The organism is Halobellus sp. EA9, from assembly GCF_051195055.1.
GTDB lineage: Archaea > Halobacteriota > Halobacteria > Halobacteriales > Haloferacaceae > Haloquadratum > Haloquadratum rubicundus.
This window is the reverse complement of record NZ_JBNTJW010000001.1, coordinates 208,695-222,780: the sequence shown is the minus strand read 5'-3', so window position 1 is coordinate 222,780 and position 14,086 is coordinate 208,695. Positions and strand designations below refer to the sequence as shown.

At 70.7% G+C, this 14,086-nt stretch carries 14 protein-coding genes; 5 read left to right on the top strand and 9 right to left on the bottom strand.

Annotated elements, in window-relative coordinates; genetic code table 11:
• Position 1: 1 nt before the first annotated feature.
• Together ACQUQ0_RS01095 and ACQUQ0_RS01090 are read left to right on the top strand one after the other, a co-directional pair.
• Entirely contained in the window at positions 2-1,756 is a 1,755-nt protein-coding gene (locus ACQUQ0_RS01095) for a DNA mismatch repair protein (protein WP_435182632.1), read from the top strand.
• Positions 1,757-1,799: 43 nt separating this feature from the next.
• Complete coding sequence (locus ACQUQ0_RS01090) at positions 1,800-2,171, top strand: hypothetical protein (protein ID WP_435182631.1); 372 nt, start codon at positions 1,800-1,802, stop codon at positions 2,169-2,171.
• A gap of 49 nt (positions 2,172-2,220) precedes the next feature.
• Here the strand turns inward: ACQUQ0_RS01090 and ACQUQ0_RS01085 are convergent, their stop codons facing one another.
• From ACQUQ0_RS01085 to ACQUQ0_RS01060, 6 genes are all read right to left on the bottom strand, one after another.
• A complete protein-coding gene (locus ACQUQ0_RS01085) occupies positions 2,221-2,526 on the bottom strand; it encodes a putative quinol monooxygenase (RefSeq protein WP_435182630.1) in 306 nt (101 codons plus the stop codon).
• Between the two features lie 78 nt (positions 2,527-2,604).
• Entirely contained in the window at positions 2,605-3,489 is an 885-nt protein-coding gene (locus ACQUQ0_RS01080; protein WP_435182629.1) for a CheF family chemotaxis protein, read from the bottom strand.
• A gap of 6 nt (positions 3,490-3,495) precedes the next feature.
• Positions 3,496-4,482: a CheR family methyltransferase gene (locus ACQUQ0_RS01075; RefSeq protein ID WP_435182628.1), complete on the bottom strand. Its 987-nt coding sequence runs from the start codon at positions 4,480-4,482 to the stop codon at positions 3,496-3,498.
• Positions 4,482-7,031 (bottom strand): ATP-binding protein, encoded by a 2,550-nt coding sequence (locus ACQUQ0_RS01070; protein ID WP_435182627.1) that lies wholly within the window; start codon positions 7,029-7,031, stop codon positions 4,482-4,484. The genes ACQUQ0_RS01075 and ACQUQ0_RS01070 overlap by 1 nt, the downstream gene beginning before the upstream one ends.
• A gap of 3 nt (positions 7,032-7,034) precedes the next feature.
• Complete coding sequence (gene cheB, locus ACQUQ0_RS01065) at positions 7,035-8,384, bottom strand: chemotaxis-specific protein-glutamate methyltransferase CheB (RefSeq protein ID WP_435182626.1); 1,350 nt, start codon at positions 8,382-8,384, stop codon at positions 7,035-7,037.
• Entirely contained in the window at positions 8,381-8,542 is a 162-nt protein-coding gene (locus ACQUQ0_RS01060; protein ID WP_372388520.1) for a hypothetical protein, read from the bottom strand. Before ACQUQ0_RS01060 ends, cheB begins: the two co-directional genes overlap by 4 nt.
• A 140-nt stretch (positions 8,543-8,682) precedes the next feature.
• On the opposite strand from ACQUQ0_RS01060, the gene ACQUQ0_RS01055 reads away from it, so the two are divergent.
• On the top strand, positions 8,683-9,171 hold the full coding sequence (locus ACQUQ0_RS01055) for a chemotaxis protein CheW (RefSeq protein WP_435182625.1): 489 nt from the start codon (positions 8,683-8,685) through the stop codon (positions 9,169-9,171).
• A 151-nt stretch (positions 9,172-9,322) separates the two neighbouring features.
• Here ACQUQ0_RS01055 and ACQUQ0_RS01050 read toward each other — a convergent pair whose 3' ends face one another.
• The 3 genes from ACQUQ0_RS01050 to ACQUQ0_RS01040 all read right to left on the bottom strand — a co-directional run bounded on the left by ACQUQ0_RS01050 (position 9,323) and on the right by ACQUQ0_RS01040 (position 12,384).
• Positions 9,323-10,744, bottom strand: coding sequence for an MFS transporter (locus tag ACQUQ0_RS01050; protein WP_435182624.1), 1,422 nt, complete (start codon positions 10,742-10,744; stop codon positions 9,323-9,325).
• Between the two features lie 61 nt (positions 10,745-10,805).
• Positions 10,806-11,114: a hypothetical protein gene (locus ACQUQ0_RS01045; protein ID WP_435182623.1), complete on the bottom strand. Its 309-nt coding sequence runs from the start codon at positions 11,112-11,114 to the stop codon at positions 10,806-10,808.
• Positions 11,115-11,157: 43 nt separating this feature from the next.
• The gene (locus ACQUQ0_RS01040; RefSeq protein ID WP_435182622.1) at positions 11,158-12,384 is read right to left on the bottom strand and encodes a hypothetical protein; all 1,227 of its coding nucleotides are present in this window, start codon (positions 12,382-12,384) and stop codon (positions 11,158-11,160) included.
• 101 nt (positions 12,385-12,485) lie between these two features.
• On the opposite strand from ACQUQ0_RS01040, the gene thyA reads away from it, so the two are divergent.
• Positions 12,486-13,484 carry a thymidylate synthase gene (gene thyA, locus ACQUQ0_RS01035; protein ID WP_435182621.1) on the top strand — a complete coding sequence of 333 codons (999 nt, stop codon included), beginning with the start codon at positions 12,486-12,488 and terminating at the stop codon, positions 13,482-13,484.
• On the top strand, positions 13,484-14,056 hold the full coding sequence (locus ACQUQ0_RS01030) for a dihydrofolate reductase (RefSeq protein WP_435182620.1): 573 nt from the start codon (positions 13,484-13,486) through the stop codon (positions 14,054-14,056). The genes thyA and ACQUQ0_RS01030 overlap by 1 nt, the downstream gene beginning before the upstream one ends.
• The last annotated feature ends 30 nt before the right edge of the window (positions 14,057-14,086 follow it).

The window sequence follows — 14,086 nt, the reverse complement described above, 5'->3', positions numbered from 1 at the left end:
TATGCGACTGGAGGACTACTGGGGCGTCGGCCCGAAGACGAGCGAGCGCCTCCGCGAGTCGATGGGCGTCGAACGCGCCGTCGAGGCCATCGAGAACGCGAACATCCGCGCGCTCGTCGACGCCGGACTCCCGCGCGGCCGCGCGGTCCGGATCCTCCGCCGGGCCAACGGCGCCGCGGGGATCGAGACGCTCGGGACGCGCGACGCCCGCGACGTCTACGACGACCTGCTCTCGCTCGCCAGCGAGTACGCGCTCACCGCCCACGCCGAAGACCGGATTCGCGTCCTGACGCCGCTCACCGACACCGACGAGCGCGAGGCGCGCCTCGACCGCGTGCTGGCCGCCCGCGACGCGTGGGCCGGCCTCGACGACGGCGACCGCGACGCGATCCGCTCGGCCTTCGACGACTACGACGACGCGGGCGGGACCGACCGCGCGGCCGTCGAGACGGCGCTGAAGCTCCGCGAGGCTGGCCTCCACGGTGGGACGTTCACCGCCCTCGACGACCTCGACGCGGACTCGCTGCGCGCCGCGGCGGGCGCGCTCGGGACCGTCGGCGACGACGGACGCGTCGCGCCCGGCGCGGACGACGAACTCGACCGCCTGCGCGAGCGCCGCGACGCCGTCGCCGACCTGGAGACGAGCGCGCTCGACGTCCTGGAGGCGATCCGCGAGCGCGGCGTCCGGAGCTTCGAGGAGTTCCGCGCGGCGTTCGTCGAGTACGTCGCGGGCGAGGCCGACGTCCGCCGCGGGCGCGTCGAGGCCGCCGTCGCCGAGGACGCCCGCGACGAGGCGGACTTCACCTCGACGTCGCTGCGGGCGCTCCGGGCGGAGCTCGACGAGGCGGTCGACGAGCGGGAGTCGACCGTCGCGGCCGAACTCCGCGGGTCGATCGAGTCCGCGCGCGAGGATGTCGACACCGCGGTCGCGGCGGTCTCGGACATCGCCTTCGAGCTCTCCTTGGGCCGCTTCGCCGCCGAGCACGACCTGACGCGCCCGGCGCTCGTCGAGGACGGCCTCGCGGTCGTGGGCGCGCGCAACCTCACGCTCTCGGGCGAGGTCCAGCCCGTCACCTACGCCGTCGGCGACCACGGCCTGGACGCGATCGACCGCGACGACGATCCGGCGCCGCCGACTGGCGACCGCGTCGCCGTCCTCACCGGCGCGAACTCCGGCGGGAAGACGACGCTCCTGGAGACGCTCGCGCAGGTCGTCCTCCTGTCGGCGATGGGACTGCCGGTCCCCGCAGAGCGCGCCGAGGTCGGGCAGTTCGACACGGTCGTCTTCCACCGCCGGCACGCCAGCTTCAACGCCGGCGTCCTGGAGTCGACGCTGAAGTCGATCGTCCCGCCGCTCTCGACGGGGGAGCGGACGCTGATGCTCGTCGACGAGTTCGAGGCGATCACCGAACCGGGCCGCGCCGCCGACCTCCTGAACGGCCTCGTCGACCTGACGGTCGATCGGGACGCCCTGGGCGTCTACGTGACCCACCTCGCCGACGACCTCAGCCCGCTGCCGCCCGAGGCGCGCATAGACGGCATCTTCGCGGAGGGGCTGACCGAAGACCTCCAACTCCGGGTCGACTACCAGCCGCGCTTCGGCACCGTCGGGAAGTCGACGCCGGAGTTCATCGTCTCCCGGCTGGTCGCGAACGCCCGCGACCGCGCGGAGCGCCGCGGCTTCGAGGCGCTCGCGGCCGCCGTCGGCGAGGAGGCCGTCCAGCGGACGCTCTCGGACGCGGCCTGGAACGAGTAATCGGGCCGAACGCTTTTGCGACAGCCCGTGGTACCGGGTGGCAATGGTCGAGTTCCCCTGGAGTCGCGGCGCCGCGGACGGATCGAGCGGCGGCGACGAGGACCACCCCGAGGCGCTCGTCGCCTGCGCGTTCCAGGACGGGACGCTCGCCGTCTACGCGGACCGCGTCGTCATCGAGCGGGTCGACCGATCCAGGTTCGACGACAAGACGATCCCGATGGGGCAGATCGAGGGCGTCGACCTCGAAAACGGCATCACGATCGGCTACCTCCAGATCGAACAGACCGGGGTTCCGGTGGACTCAGGGGGACTCTTCAGCGACCCGGTCAACGAGAACACGCTCCACTTCGGCCGCGGGAGCCGCGACTGCGCGAGCGAGGCGCGCACCGAAATTCTCGCTCACGCGGAGGGGTGACCGTAGCCACCGCCGCGGGAGTCGAGCGGCCGTAGTCGTCCGTCGTGGTTCAGAGTTCGAGTTCGGTGGCCCCGCTCACCTCGAACCGGATCACTTCGGGTTCGCCCGCCAGCAGGTCCGGAAGCGCCGCCTCGAACGCCTGGAAGTGGTCGGTCTCCTCGTGGTGTTCGAGCGCGGCGGCGTCCTCGTACTGCTCGAAGAAGCGGAGCGTGTGCTCGTCTTCGACGTCTCTCGTCGCCCGGTAGTCGATGACGCCGGGCTCCTCGTTGGTCTCGGCGACGAGCGTCTCGGCGTGGTCGAGCGCCTCGTCCATCCGCTCCGGGTCGATCGGGAAGGTCGCGTGGAGTACGATCATCGGCCGGATCCGTCCGCGACGTCGCCGTCCAGCGGTATATGCGCCGGGGATCCAGAAAGATTCGTCGTCGCCGCGGCGTCACATCTCCGCGCCCTGCTCGTCGATCGCGTCGGCGGCGATCGACCGGCCGCGGGCGTTGAGTTCGACCTCGTGGCGGATCCGGACCTCGTCGAGGACGTCGTGGTCGATCAGGCGGACGAACAGCTTTTCGACCTGGTCGACGTCGATCCCCAGGAACTGCGGGATGTCGAACGGCGAGACGCCGGAGTACAGCGCCATCAGTACCTGTTTGTCCTGCATCGAGAGGTCCAGCGAGGTCTCCGTCTGCTCCTCGCCGATCCTGAGGAGGGACTTCAGGATGCTCACCGCGCGCTCGGGGCCCGAGACGTACGTCTGCACGCTCGTCCCCTCGCTGTCTGAGTGTTCGACCTCGATGACCTCGCGCTGTTCCTCGCGGACGGTCCGCCGCCCCATCTCGATGTCGCCGATGTCGTCGAGGCGGACCTCGACGAACGTCCCCGAGACGGTCGCGATGCTCACAGACTCCTCTTCGACCTTCAGGCGCCCGCCCTCCCACTCGGTGTTCTGGACGACGCCGCCCTCGACCGCGGGGTGGCGGACGAGGAACTTCGTCGAGGAGAGGAGGGCGTCGTAGAGGTCCATCTCGAACTCCTCGAACTCCGCGGGCGCGACGAGGATGACGTTCTCGCCGTCGTCGAACTGCAGGGCGAGGTAATCGGAGACGGTCGCGACGCGCTGATTGACGTCGTACCGGCCGCCGACGCGGTCGATGGCGTCGAGGCGGAACGTCCGCTTGCCGCCGGTCCCCGCGAGGACGATCCGTTTGTTCGAAAGCAGGATCCGCCCGTTCGTCCAACCGGCTTCGTTCCGTTCGCGACCGTCACGGAGCGCCCGCAGGAACTGTCCCCGTGTGTCTGCGATCTTCGTTTCGCCGGGTTGCACGTGTGTTCACCTCCTGGTGGTAGATCGTGACGTCGAGCCGGATCTCGATTGCGAACCGGACCGCGACCTCGAGTTCGACCGCGACGTCGACGAGCGAGAGCGAGAGCGGGAGCGGGATCCGGACCCGCCGCCGTTGTCGCCGCCGTCGCCGTCGGTCGAGTCCCGGTAGATCCGCAGTCGCTTTTCGACCGGATCGAACCGCTCCCGACAAGACGCGGGCACGGTCTCTGTCATCCCGATCGTGAGGTAGCCGCCGGGCTCGACGGCCGAACTCAGCGTCTCGAACATCGCCTGTTTGGCCCGCTTGTTGATGTAGATGAAGAGGTTCCGGCAGATGACGAGATTGAACGTCTGCGGCGGGCTCTCCTGTACCAGGTCGTGCTTCCGGAACGACACCAGCTCTTTCACCTCGTCGGCGACGCGGTAGGTGTCGCCGTCCCTGGCGACGTACCGGTCGTTCCGGGCCAGCGGCTCCAACTGCTCTTCGAGGTCGTTGGTCTCGGAGGCGTGGTACTCGCCGCGGCGCGCCGCCCGGAGGATCTCGGGCTTGATGTCCGTGCCGAGGATGTCGAGGCGTCCCGCGTCGATCCGGTCGTCGTCGAGCGCGAGCATCGCGACCGAGTAGGCCTCGCGGCCGTCCGAGCAGGCGGCGCTCCAGACGTTCGTCCGACCGGACTGGCTCAGGTCCGCGAGGATCTCCCGCAGCGACTCCCAGACCTCGGGGTTGCGGAAGAAGCTCGTGACGTTGACGCTGAGCGCGTTCAACAGCTCTTCGCGTTCGTCTTCGTCCTCCCGGAGGAGCTCCTGGTAGTCGGCGTAGTCGTCGACGCGCTGGCGACGCATCCGCGCGGAGATCCGCCGGTCGAGGTACGAGCGGTTGTACGAACTCGTCGCGAACGACAGCGACGACTCGACGAACTCCAGCAGCTCGTCGAAGCCCTCGTCGGTATCGTCGTCGTCGCTCCCGCCGCCGAGGTCGATGTCCAGGCCCATCAGTCGGCTGCCCCCTCCGCTCCGGCGCCGGCCTCGGTCTCGGCGTCGTCCTCCGGCGGGGTCCACTGGCGGCGCGCCCGCTTGCCCTCGTCCGGAATCGACAGGGAGTTCACATCGAGGATCGGGACGACGTTCCCGTCGCCGACGACGGCCGTGCCGGAGAGCCCCTCGGTGCCCTTGAGCGGGCCCTGGAGCGGCGTGACGACGACCTCCTCCTGCCGGGAGACGCTGTCACAGCGCAGCGCGACCTGCCGGTCGGCGGGACGGATCCGGACGGTCATCCCCTTCTCGCGGCGGCGCCCGTCGATCTCCAGCGCCTCGCGGAGGCGGATCAGCGGGAAGATCCGCTCCTCGTGGACGATCACTTCGGCGCCGTCGACGCGCTGGACGCGCGCCTGCTGGGAGACCTCGTCGATGTACTTGATCGGCACGCCGAACTCGCGGTCGTCGATCCGGACGAAGAGCACCTTGATGATCGCGACCGACACGGGCAGTCGGATCGAGATCCGCGTCCCCTCGCCGAGGTCGCTCTCGACGTTGACCGAGCCGTCGAGGGACTCGACGGTGGTCTTGACGACGTCCATCCCGACGCCGCGGCCGCTGACGTCCGTGATCTCGTCGTTGGTCGAAAAGCCCGGGTGGAAGATGTAGTCGTAGACCTCGCTGTCTGTCATCTCCGCGAGTTCGCCCCGCGGGCGGATGCCCTTCTCTGCGGCCTTGTCGCGGATGACGTCGGCGTCGATGCCGGCGCCGTCGTCCTCGACGGTGATCACGACGGTGTCGTGCTCGCGCCGCGCCCGGAGTTCGACAGAGCCCGTCTGCGGCTTCCCCGCGGCTTCGCGCTCCTCGGGCGGCTCGATGCCGTGGTCGACCGCGTTGCGCAGGACGTGCATCAGCGGATCGGAGATCTCGTCGAGGATCGTGCGGTCGAGTTCGATGTCCTGGCCCTCCACCGAGAAATTGACCCGCTTGTCCTGGTCGCGCGCGAGGTCGCGCACGAGCCGCGGGAACTTGTCGAAGACCTTCTTCAGCGGGATCAACCGCATGTCCATCACGGTCTCCTGAAGGTTCGAGGAGATCTTGTCCAGTTCGTCGAGGGTGTCCCGCCCCGCGCTGTCGTCGGCGCCGAGCGCCTGGCGGAGCTTGATCCGGCTCGTGACCAGCTGCTCGACGAGGCTGTGGAGCTCGTCCAGTTGGTCGACGTCGACGCGGACGGACTTCACGGCGGAGATCGAGCGGGTCTCCTCCTCTTCTTTCTCTTCCCCCTCGGCGTCGCCTTCGTCTTCGCTTCCGCCTTCGTCCGCCGACTTCTCCGAGCCCTCACTCGATTCAACTCCGGCTGCGGCATCTGCGTCGGCCGGAGCTGCCGACGCGGACTCGGCATCGCTCTGGGATTGGGCCGGTTCGTCGGGGCCGCCGGATACACCGCCGCTCGACGGCTCGGCCGTCGGTTCGTCCGGCGCCGGATCCGCGGCGCTCGGCTCGGCTCCTTCCGTGGAATCTGCCCCCGAGTCCTCGCCGTCGCCGGACCCGCCGGACGTGTAGGCGTCGACGACCGCGTCGACCGCGGCGGCCGCGTCGTCGGCGTCGACGTCGTCGGTCGGCGTGGCCGTCGAGACGGTCGGCTCGCTGGCCTCACCGGTCCCGCCGGACGCGTCAGTCGGCGCGTCGTCCGGGGTCGCGTCGCCGTCGTGATCGGCGGCTTCGGCGCCCTCGGACTCGCCCGTGGATTCCGCTTCGCCGCCGTCGTCGACGACGATGCTGACGTCGGTGAGCGTCACCGATTCGACCTTCCAGAGGTCCCACAGCGTCGCTTCGAGGTCCTCGCGGGGCTCGTCGGCGACGAAGACGACGAAGGTCTCGCCGAAGTCGCCGTCCTCGATCCGGTCGAGGCTCGGGTCGGCCCCAACGACGGCGAGGTCCTCCGGGAGCCCCTCGACGAACAGGCCGCCGTCGACGGCCTTCATGTCGCCGACGTTCAGCGCGATCTCGGCGTGGTAGAGCCGATCGGCGTCCGCGACGGCCGGGTCGTCGAGGTCGAGGACGTCGGCCGCCAGTGCGGGCGCGTCGCCGCCGCTCGTGTCGCCTTCGGCGTCTGCGTCCGCCGCGTCGCCGTCGCCCTCTCCGGCCTCGGCTCCGTCGTCGGAACCGCCGGCACCGCCCTCGTCGGCGTTCGGTTCGGCCGCCGCGCGGATCTCGTCGACGAGGTCGCTCGGATCGCGGTTCGACTCGCCGTTCTTCTCGATCTCGTGGAGGATGTCGAGGATCTCGTCCATCCCGTCGAAGACCAGGTCCATCCGCTCGTGGGTGACTTCGATCCGGCCGTTCCGGACCTCGTCGAGGAGGTCCTCGACGGCGTGGGCGACCGTCGCGGCGTTGTCGAACCCCATCGCGCCGAAGTTCCCCTTGAGGGTGTGCGCCTGGCGGAAGATGTCGTCGATCGCTTCCGCGTCCTCGGGGTTCGATTCGAGGTCCAGTAGCGAGTTGTTCAGCTGGGTGATGCTCTCTTCGGACTCGGTGATGAATTCCTGGTACAGTTCGTCGTCCATCTGTCACTCCTCCTCGAAGTACCGCAGTGTGTTCTCGGCGATCCGTTCGGCCGGCGCCACGTCCGCGACGCACCCCGCTTCGATCGCTCGCCGGGGCATCCCGAAGATGGCCGAGGTCTCCTCGTCCTGGGCGATCGTGTGGCCGCCCCCGCCGCTGATCCGCTTGAGGCCGTCCACGCCGTCGCGTCCCATCCCGGTCAGGAGGACCGCACACAGCGGCCCCTCGGCGGTCTCGGCGGCCGAGGCCATCGTGACGTCGATGGCGGGCCGGACGCCGTGGATCGGCTCGGTGTCGGTGAGTTCGAGCTTGAGCCGCCCCTTGCGGTCGCTCGTCGTGAGCAGGTGGTGTCCGCCGGGCGCGACCCGCGCCTCGCCGGGCTCGATCCGCTCGCCGGACTCGGCCTCGGTGACCGAGTACGCCGAGCGCCCGTCGAGCCGGCTGGCGAAGCGCGTCGTGAAGCCCTCGGGCATATGCTGCACGACGAGGATCCGGAGGTTCGCCTCGCGGGGGAGCCCGCCGAGGACGCGCTCGACGACCGCCGGGCCGCCGGTCGACGCACCCACGACGAGGGTTCCGACGTCGGGGTAGGTCGCCGCCGACGCCGGGGTACCGGCGCCCGACTGCGCGGCGCTCTCGGACGCCGCGTCGCGAGCGGCGCCGGCGTCTGCCTCCCCGCCTGCGGCGGTCGATCTGCGCTGCCCCCGCCGCCGCGACGACCCGCCGGGGCCGTCGGTCGACGTCCCCGACGACCGCGACGGCGACTCCGCCGCGTCCGTCCCTCCCGCCGATCCCGATCGAGTCCGCGATCCGGAGCGGGTCGCCGATCCCGACCGCGTCGTCTCGGCCGTCCCGCCGGACCGGTCCGACTCGCGCGTCCGACTCCCGGTCGATCCCCGGTCGGAGACCCGGGCGCTCGCCGAGAGGTCCACGCGCGCCGCGGACTCGACCTTCTCGACCAGTTCGCGCTTCACGCGCGACATCGACGAGGTGACCTCGCCGCCGGGTTTCGTCACGAAGTCGACCGCGCCGCGGTCGAGCGCCTCGAAGGTCACGTCGGCGTCCTCCTCGGCGTGCGCCGAGAGCATCAGCACCGGCGTCGGGTGGTCCTCCATGATCGCCTCGACGGCTTCGAGGCCGTTCATCGCGGGCATCTCGATGTCCATGGTCACGACGTCGGGGTCGTGCTCGCGCACGGCGTCGAGCGCCTCAGACCCGTCCGACGCCTCGCCGACGACGTCGACCCCGCCCTCTTCGAGCAAGCTCCGAATGAGCGTCCGCATGAACCGCGAGTCGTCGACGATGACCGCCCGCGTCGACTGCCCCTCTCGGCCCCGCTCCGAAGCCGTGCTCATCGGTCCTCGCTCCTGTCGTCCGCGCTGCCGGCCACCGTCGGGAACGCCGCCCGCGCGCTGGTGTTCCCTCGCCGGTCGTCTCGCCGGCTGCCGGACGCGCGGCTCGGTCGTCCCGGGATGGGAATCGGGTGGTCCACAGCGTACTCGTACCCGCTCATCTCTACCGGCCATTCCCAACTGGGGGACTTAAGCGCTCGCCGGCGAAAATCAGCCGTGATAATAGCGTGCGTACATTTATTGCCGACCTGTGCGCCCGACTGAGTAACGACCGACGGCCCACGCCGTCGGCGACATCGCTATGTCCCAGGAACAAACCGCGGCGGCGGGTGCCTCAGCCCCTACCGCCACCGACGACGCCGACGCCGATGCCACCGCCCGCAAGATGCAGGTCCTCGAGTTCGAACTCGGAGGCGAGACCTACTGCGTCGACATCGACTACGTCTCGGAGATCGTCGACCGCGGCTCGCTCACCTCGGTTCCGAACGCACCGAACTACGTCGAGGGCGTGATGGACCTCCGCGGGCGAACGACGTCGATCGTGAACCCGAAGACGCTCTTGAACGTCGAGGACAGGGGCGAGGCCAGCAGAATCGTCATCTTCGACGCCAGCAACTTCCAGGACGACGCCGCGGTCGGCTGGCTCGTCGACGAGGTCGACCAGGTCGTCCGGGTCTCGATGGACGACGTCGAGGACCCGCCGATGGAGCGCGGCGAGTTCATCGAGGGCATCGTCCGCCAGGAAGACGGCCTCGTGGTCTGGATCTCTCCGACCAAGACGGTCAACTGATAGTGATTACTCTCACTGTTTACCGCCGAACGCCATCCCCGGTGACGGCGTTCGGCGGGAAGAGACGAGAGTAATCACTATGAGCCAAGCGGACGGCCGGCGCTCGAACACCTGCCTCAACGTCGGACCGGTATCAATTTCTGCGTCCTGACTACGCCTCGGCGGCGCTCTCGCTCGGAGCCCCGCTCCGGACGAGTCCGATCGCGACGACGACGAGTCCGCCCGCCGCGAGGAACGCCACGAGATAGCCGACGCCCTCGGCGACGGCGCCGCCGAGGACGCTCCCGAGGCCGCCGCCGAGGCTCCCGATCGCGGTGTAGAGCCCCAGCGCCTCGCCCCGGGCCGACTCGGGCGCGAGGCGCGACACGAGCGCGGTCGCGGTCACCGTGATGAACGCCCAGGAGGCTCCGATCGCGAGGAATAGCGCGCCGACGACGAGCAGTCCGAACGGGGGCGCGACGGCCGCCCCGGCGACGGCGACGATCGGGAACGCGACGACCCGGAAGCCGAGCGCGCCGACCTGGAGCCCGAGCGGGTCGCGCGTCGTCGCCAGCGCCCCGGCGCGGGCGTAGACGGCGGCCGACGCCGCGGAGTTGACGATGAACAGCGCGAACACCTCGTCGGTCGCGTAGCCCGCATCGACCAGGTAGGCCGGCAGCGGCCCGAAGAACGCCGAAAAGCCCGCGAAGAAGATCGTCGCGCCGAGCAGATATCTGAGGAGCGTCCCCGAAAAGCGGGTCCGCAGGCGCGTGAGGACGTTCCCGCCGCCGATGTCGCGGAGCGCCCAGTAGATCCGGACGGGGCCGAACGGGACGCCGCGGGCGCTCCGGACCGAGGTGCCGCCGTTGAGTCGGAGCCGCCGGACCAGCCGCCGGAACCGCTGTTCGGAGATGGTCGACGCCTCGGGGTAGCGGGCCACCACGAGGAGGAAGCCGCCGACGGTCGCGACGGCGCTGACGACGAAGAACAGCCGCATCGCCGGCAGCGAGGCCAGCCCCAACTGCGGTCCCGCCACCGACGACCAGGCGCCGCCGGCGGCGAGGCCGGCCAGCCAGCCGTAGCCCTGGTAGTGGTTCAGCAGGCCGAAGCGCCGCGTCCACTGGTCGGTCCCGAACCCCTCGACGACGATGATGTTCAACACCGGTGCGGCCGCCGCGATGACGAACCACAGCGCGGCGTTGACGACGAGCACCGACCACGGCGACCCGAGGAACGGCAGGAGCAGGAAGACGACCGCGGTGAGGCCGAGCGCGACGAGGATGAACGGCCGGCGGCGCCGCGTCCGCGTCACCAGCCGCCCCCAGAGGATCGCACCCGGCACGCCCGCGAACGCCGCCGTCGCGGCGATCAGGCTGACCACGAGCGCGCCGGCCCCGAGTTCGATAGCGTAGAGCGGCACGAGCAGCGACGCCGCCCCGACCGCGGCGTAGCCGAGCGCCCAGCCGTACAGCCATCCGTCGGCCCCTCGCGGGCGGTCCTCGCCGGCTGTCGGATCGCTGGCGCCGGCGGCCTCTCCCGATCGGTCCGCGCCCTCGCCGTCGCTCGGTCCGTCGCGGTCGCGCTCTCCGCTCACGTCCGCCGCGACGGCAGGGCGACGTATAGTAGTTGACGGTCCGGCCGTTTCGCTTCCGTCCTCATCGTTCGAGACCGACGATCCCGTCCGCACGGGGGTCGAACCGGAGCACGAAGGCCGGATGCGTGTAGAGGACGGCCCCGCACGCCCGACAGCGCGTGAAGAGCGGCCGCTCTGCGTCCCAGATGTCCGCCCGGCGTACGACGCCCCCGTTCCGGACGCCGTAGCGGGCGCCCGCGGTCCCGACGTGGGCGAACTCGCGGCCGCCGCAGTCCGGACAGGGATCGCTCAATCGGTCCCACTCGCCTCGCTCGACGCCGGTTATCGTGACCGATCGGCCGCCGGCGACGACGCGGAGTCTCCGTTCCATCGGCGGCTCTGGCCCCGCCTTCGGTTATAATGATCCGGGCCCGCTACCGCGGACCGACCGGGTGTTCGAGCGCCCACGGGTCCGTCAGGGCGGCGGCCTTGTCGTCGGTGCCGCGGTCGGTGACGAGGCCGACGTGGTAGAGCTGCGCCTTGTACTGGAAGTGGATGCCCGCCTTGTAGACGCCGGGATCGTCGAGCGCCTCCGCTCGGAGGGTTCCGTCCCGTTCGAGCACGGCGTCACGGCCGCCCTCGGTGAAGAACACCTCGACGGTCAGGGGTCGGTTGATCTCGCAGGCCGACGCCGCGACCTCGGGCAGCGTCGCCGGGCGGACGCCGTCGGCGTGAAGCCGCTCTAGCGCCTCGACGACGAGCCGGGTCGGTTCGTACCCCATCGCCACGCTCCGGGCGAGCTGTGCCCAGCGGGGCGCGAGCTCCGTGAAGCGCGTCGACCTGCCCGTCCAGGAGTCGAACTCGGCCAGCGCCGACTCGACGCTCCCGCACTCGGCGCGGGCGAAGCGGACGACCTCACGGCCGAGGTGGGTGAGCCGATCGACGCCGCGGCCCTCCACGAGTCCGAGGAGGATCGCGCCCCGGCGACCGTCGCCGACGAGTCGGATGACCCGGTCCTCGTAGACGGCTTCGGTGTCTGCGTCGGCCGCGAGCGCGAGCGGGTAGCCGAGGTAGTTCTTCGGGTGATTGACCGGGAAGCTCCCGTCGGTCAGGCGGTGGGTCCGCGCCCGGAACCGGACCGCCTCGACCCCCGTCGAGAACTCCCCGGCGCCGGTCACCCGCGGGGGTTCGAGTACCGTCGCGGCGGCCTCGCTCTCGACGCCGACGACGCCGACGTTCAGTTCGCGCGCGAGCGACCGCGCGGTCTCGGTGACGCTCTCGGCCGGCGCGGCGACGTAACCGAGGTTCACCTCCGAGAGGCGCGAGTGCGCCTGTTCGATGCCGCGGGCGACGTCGGCCGGTCCCCGCTCGCGGTGGCCCTTCGCCTCGACGGCGACGACCGGCGCGCTCGCGACCGACGCGTCGAGGACCTCGCCGGCGGGCAGGCCGACCCCGAGCAGGTCGGGCTCGCCCGAGTCGAGCCGGATCGCGTTGAAGGGTCGGAGCCGCTCGCGGACGTCGTCCGGGATCGACCACCCGCCCCACGCCTCGGCCGTGAACTGCGTCTCCGTGACGGCGTACTGGTCGTCGCGGTCGTCGAGGTCGGGATAGAGCGCGTCCTTCGCGGCGGCGAGCACGGCGGGCTCTGCGAGGGTCGCCATCGGGCTCCCGTTCGCGACGCGGTCACTTAACTGTCGGACGGCGCGCCCCGCCGACCCGAACAATCAAGATTGCCCGCGCGTCAGGGTAGGACATCCGGACTATGCGCCAGTATCTCGATCTCGTCACCGACGTCCTCGAAGCGGGGGGACACAAGCCGAACCGAACGGGGGTAGACACGATCTCGGCGTTCAGCCGGCACTACCGCGTCGACCTCTCGGAGGGCTTTCCGCTGCTCACGACGAAGGACCTCTCGGGGGCGCGCTGGAACTCCCTGATCCACGAGTTCGTCTGGTACCTCTCCGGCGAGGAGCACATCCGGACGCTCCGCGAGGAGACGGGGATCTGGGACGCCTGGGCCGACGAAGACGGGAACCTGGACACGGCGTACGGGCGCTTCTGGCGGCGCTTTCCGGTCCCTGAAGAGGGCCTGCCCGGCGAGTCGTGGCCCGAGGACGGCCACCGCTGGATGAACGACGAGGGGACCTTCGACCAGATCCAGTACGCCCTGGATATGCTTCGGGAGAACCCCAACTCCCGGCGGATCGTCGTCAACGCCTGGCACCCCGCCAACGCCGCGGTCTCGACGCTCCCGCCGTGTCACTACACCTTCGTCCTCAACGTCCAGGGCGACGAACTGAACGTCCACCTCCACCAGCGCTCCGGCGACGTCGCGCTCGGGGTCCCGTTCAACATCGCCGCCTACTCGCTCCTGGCGACGGCGCTCGCCCAGCGGACCGGCTTCGAGCTCGGCGAGTTCGCCCACAGCGTCGTCGACGCGCACATCTACTGCGGCGCGGGCGACCGCGGCGCGTGGTACGCCGACAACCTCGGCGAGCTCCAGTCGCGGCTGGCCGACGTCGACGAGCGGACCGAGTACCGCGACGTCCGCGAGTGGCTCGAAGCGACCGCGCCGCCCGAGGCCGATGGCGAAGAGCGGTACGACCACGTGCCCGGCCTCCTCGAACAGTGCGCCCGCGAGCCCCGCGAGCGGCCGACGATCGACGTCGCGGACGTCCCGCTCGACGACCTGACCTTCGAGGACGTCGAACTCTCCGGCTACGACCCCGCGCCGGGCATCGAGTTCGCGGTGGCCGAGTGATGGTCGGCGACGACACCGCGGGGGACGGTGATCGCGACGGCGACGCAGACGCCGACAGCGACGGTGACGACGTCGACGTCGTCTTGATCGCCGCCGTCGCCGCGAACCGCGTGATCGGCCGCGACGGCGAGATGCCGTGGCACCTCCCCGCCGACCTGAAGCACTTCAAGCGGACGACGACGGGCCATCCGGTGATCGTCGGCCGCCGGACCTACGAGACCGTCGTCGAAGCGCTTGGCGAACCGTTCCCCGACCGGACGAGCGTCGTCCTCACCTCGCAGTCGCTGGACCTCCCGGCGGGCGCGGTCGTCGCCAACTCGATCGACGAGGCGGTCGAACTGGCCCGCGAGGACGCGGCGGCGCGCGGCGTCGACGCCGTCTACGTCGCGGGCGGCGGCCGCGTCTACGAGCAGTTCCTCCCCCGCGCCGACCGGCTGGTGCTCACCGAACTCCGGGCGCCTCACGACGGTGACACGCGGTTCCCGGCGTGGGACGACGAGGAGTGGCGCGAGATCGATCGCGAGGAGCGCGACGGCTTCGCCTTCGTCACCTACGAGCGCGTCCGCGACTGAGGGCCGATTCCGTGCGAACATTTACCATCG

Coding starts and splice junctions, on each gene's coding strand:
- ACQUQ0_RS01095 (WP_435182632.1), top strand. CDS start 2: ATGCGACTGGAGGACTACTGGGGCGTCGGCCCGAAGACGAGCGAGCGC.
- ACQUQ0_RS01090 (WP_435182631.1), top strand. CDS start 1,800: ATGGTCGAGTTCCCCTGGAGTCGCGGCGCCGCGGACGGATCGAGCGGC.
- ACQUQ0_RS01085 (WP_435182630.1), bottom strand. CDS start 2,526: ATGATCGTACTCCACGCGACCTTCCCGATCGACCCGGAGCGGATGGAC.
- ACQUQ0_RS01075 (WP_435182628.1), bottom strand. CDS start 4,482: ATGGGCCTGGACATCGACCTCGGCGGCGGGAGCGACGACGACGATACC.
- ACQUQ0_RS01070 (WP_435182627.1), bottom strand. CDS start 7,031: ATGGACGACGAACTGTACCAGGAATTCATCACCGAGTCCGAAGAGAGC.
- cheB (WP_435182626.1), bottom strand. CDS start 8,384: ATGAGCACGGCTTCGGAGCGGGGCCGAGAGGGGCAGTCGACGCGGGCG.
- ACQUQ0_RS01060 (WP_372388520.1), bottom strand. CDS start 8,542: ATGAGCGGGTACGAGTACGCTGTGGACCACCCGATTCCCATCCCGGGA.
- ACQUQ0_RS01055 (WP_435182625.1), top strand. CDS start 8,683: ATGTCCCAGGAACAAACCGCGGCGGCGGGTGCCTCAGCCCCTACCGCC.
- ACQUQ0_RS01045 (WP_435182623.1), bottom strand. CDS start 11,114: ATGGAACGGAGACTCCGCGTCGTCGCCGGCGGCCGATCGGTCACGATA.
- ACQUQ0_RS01040 (WP_435182622.1), bottom strand. CDS start 12,384: ATGGCGACCCTCGCAGAGCCCGCCGTGCTCGCCGCCGCGAAGGACGCG.
- thyA (WP_435182621.1), top strand. CDS start 12,486: ATGCGCCAGTATCTCGATCTCGTCACCGACGTCCTCGAAGCGGGGGGA.
- ACQUQ0_RS01030 (WP_435182620.1), top strand. CDS start 13,484: ATGGTCGGCGACGACACCGCGGGGGACGGTGATCGCGACGGCGACGCA.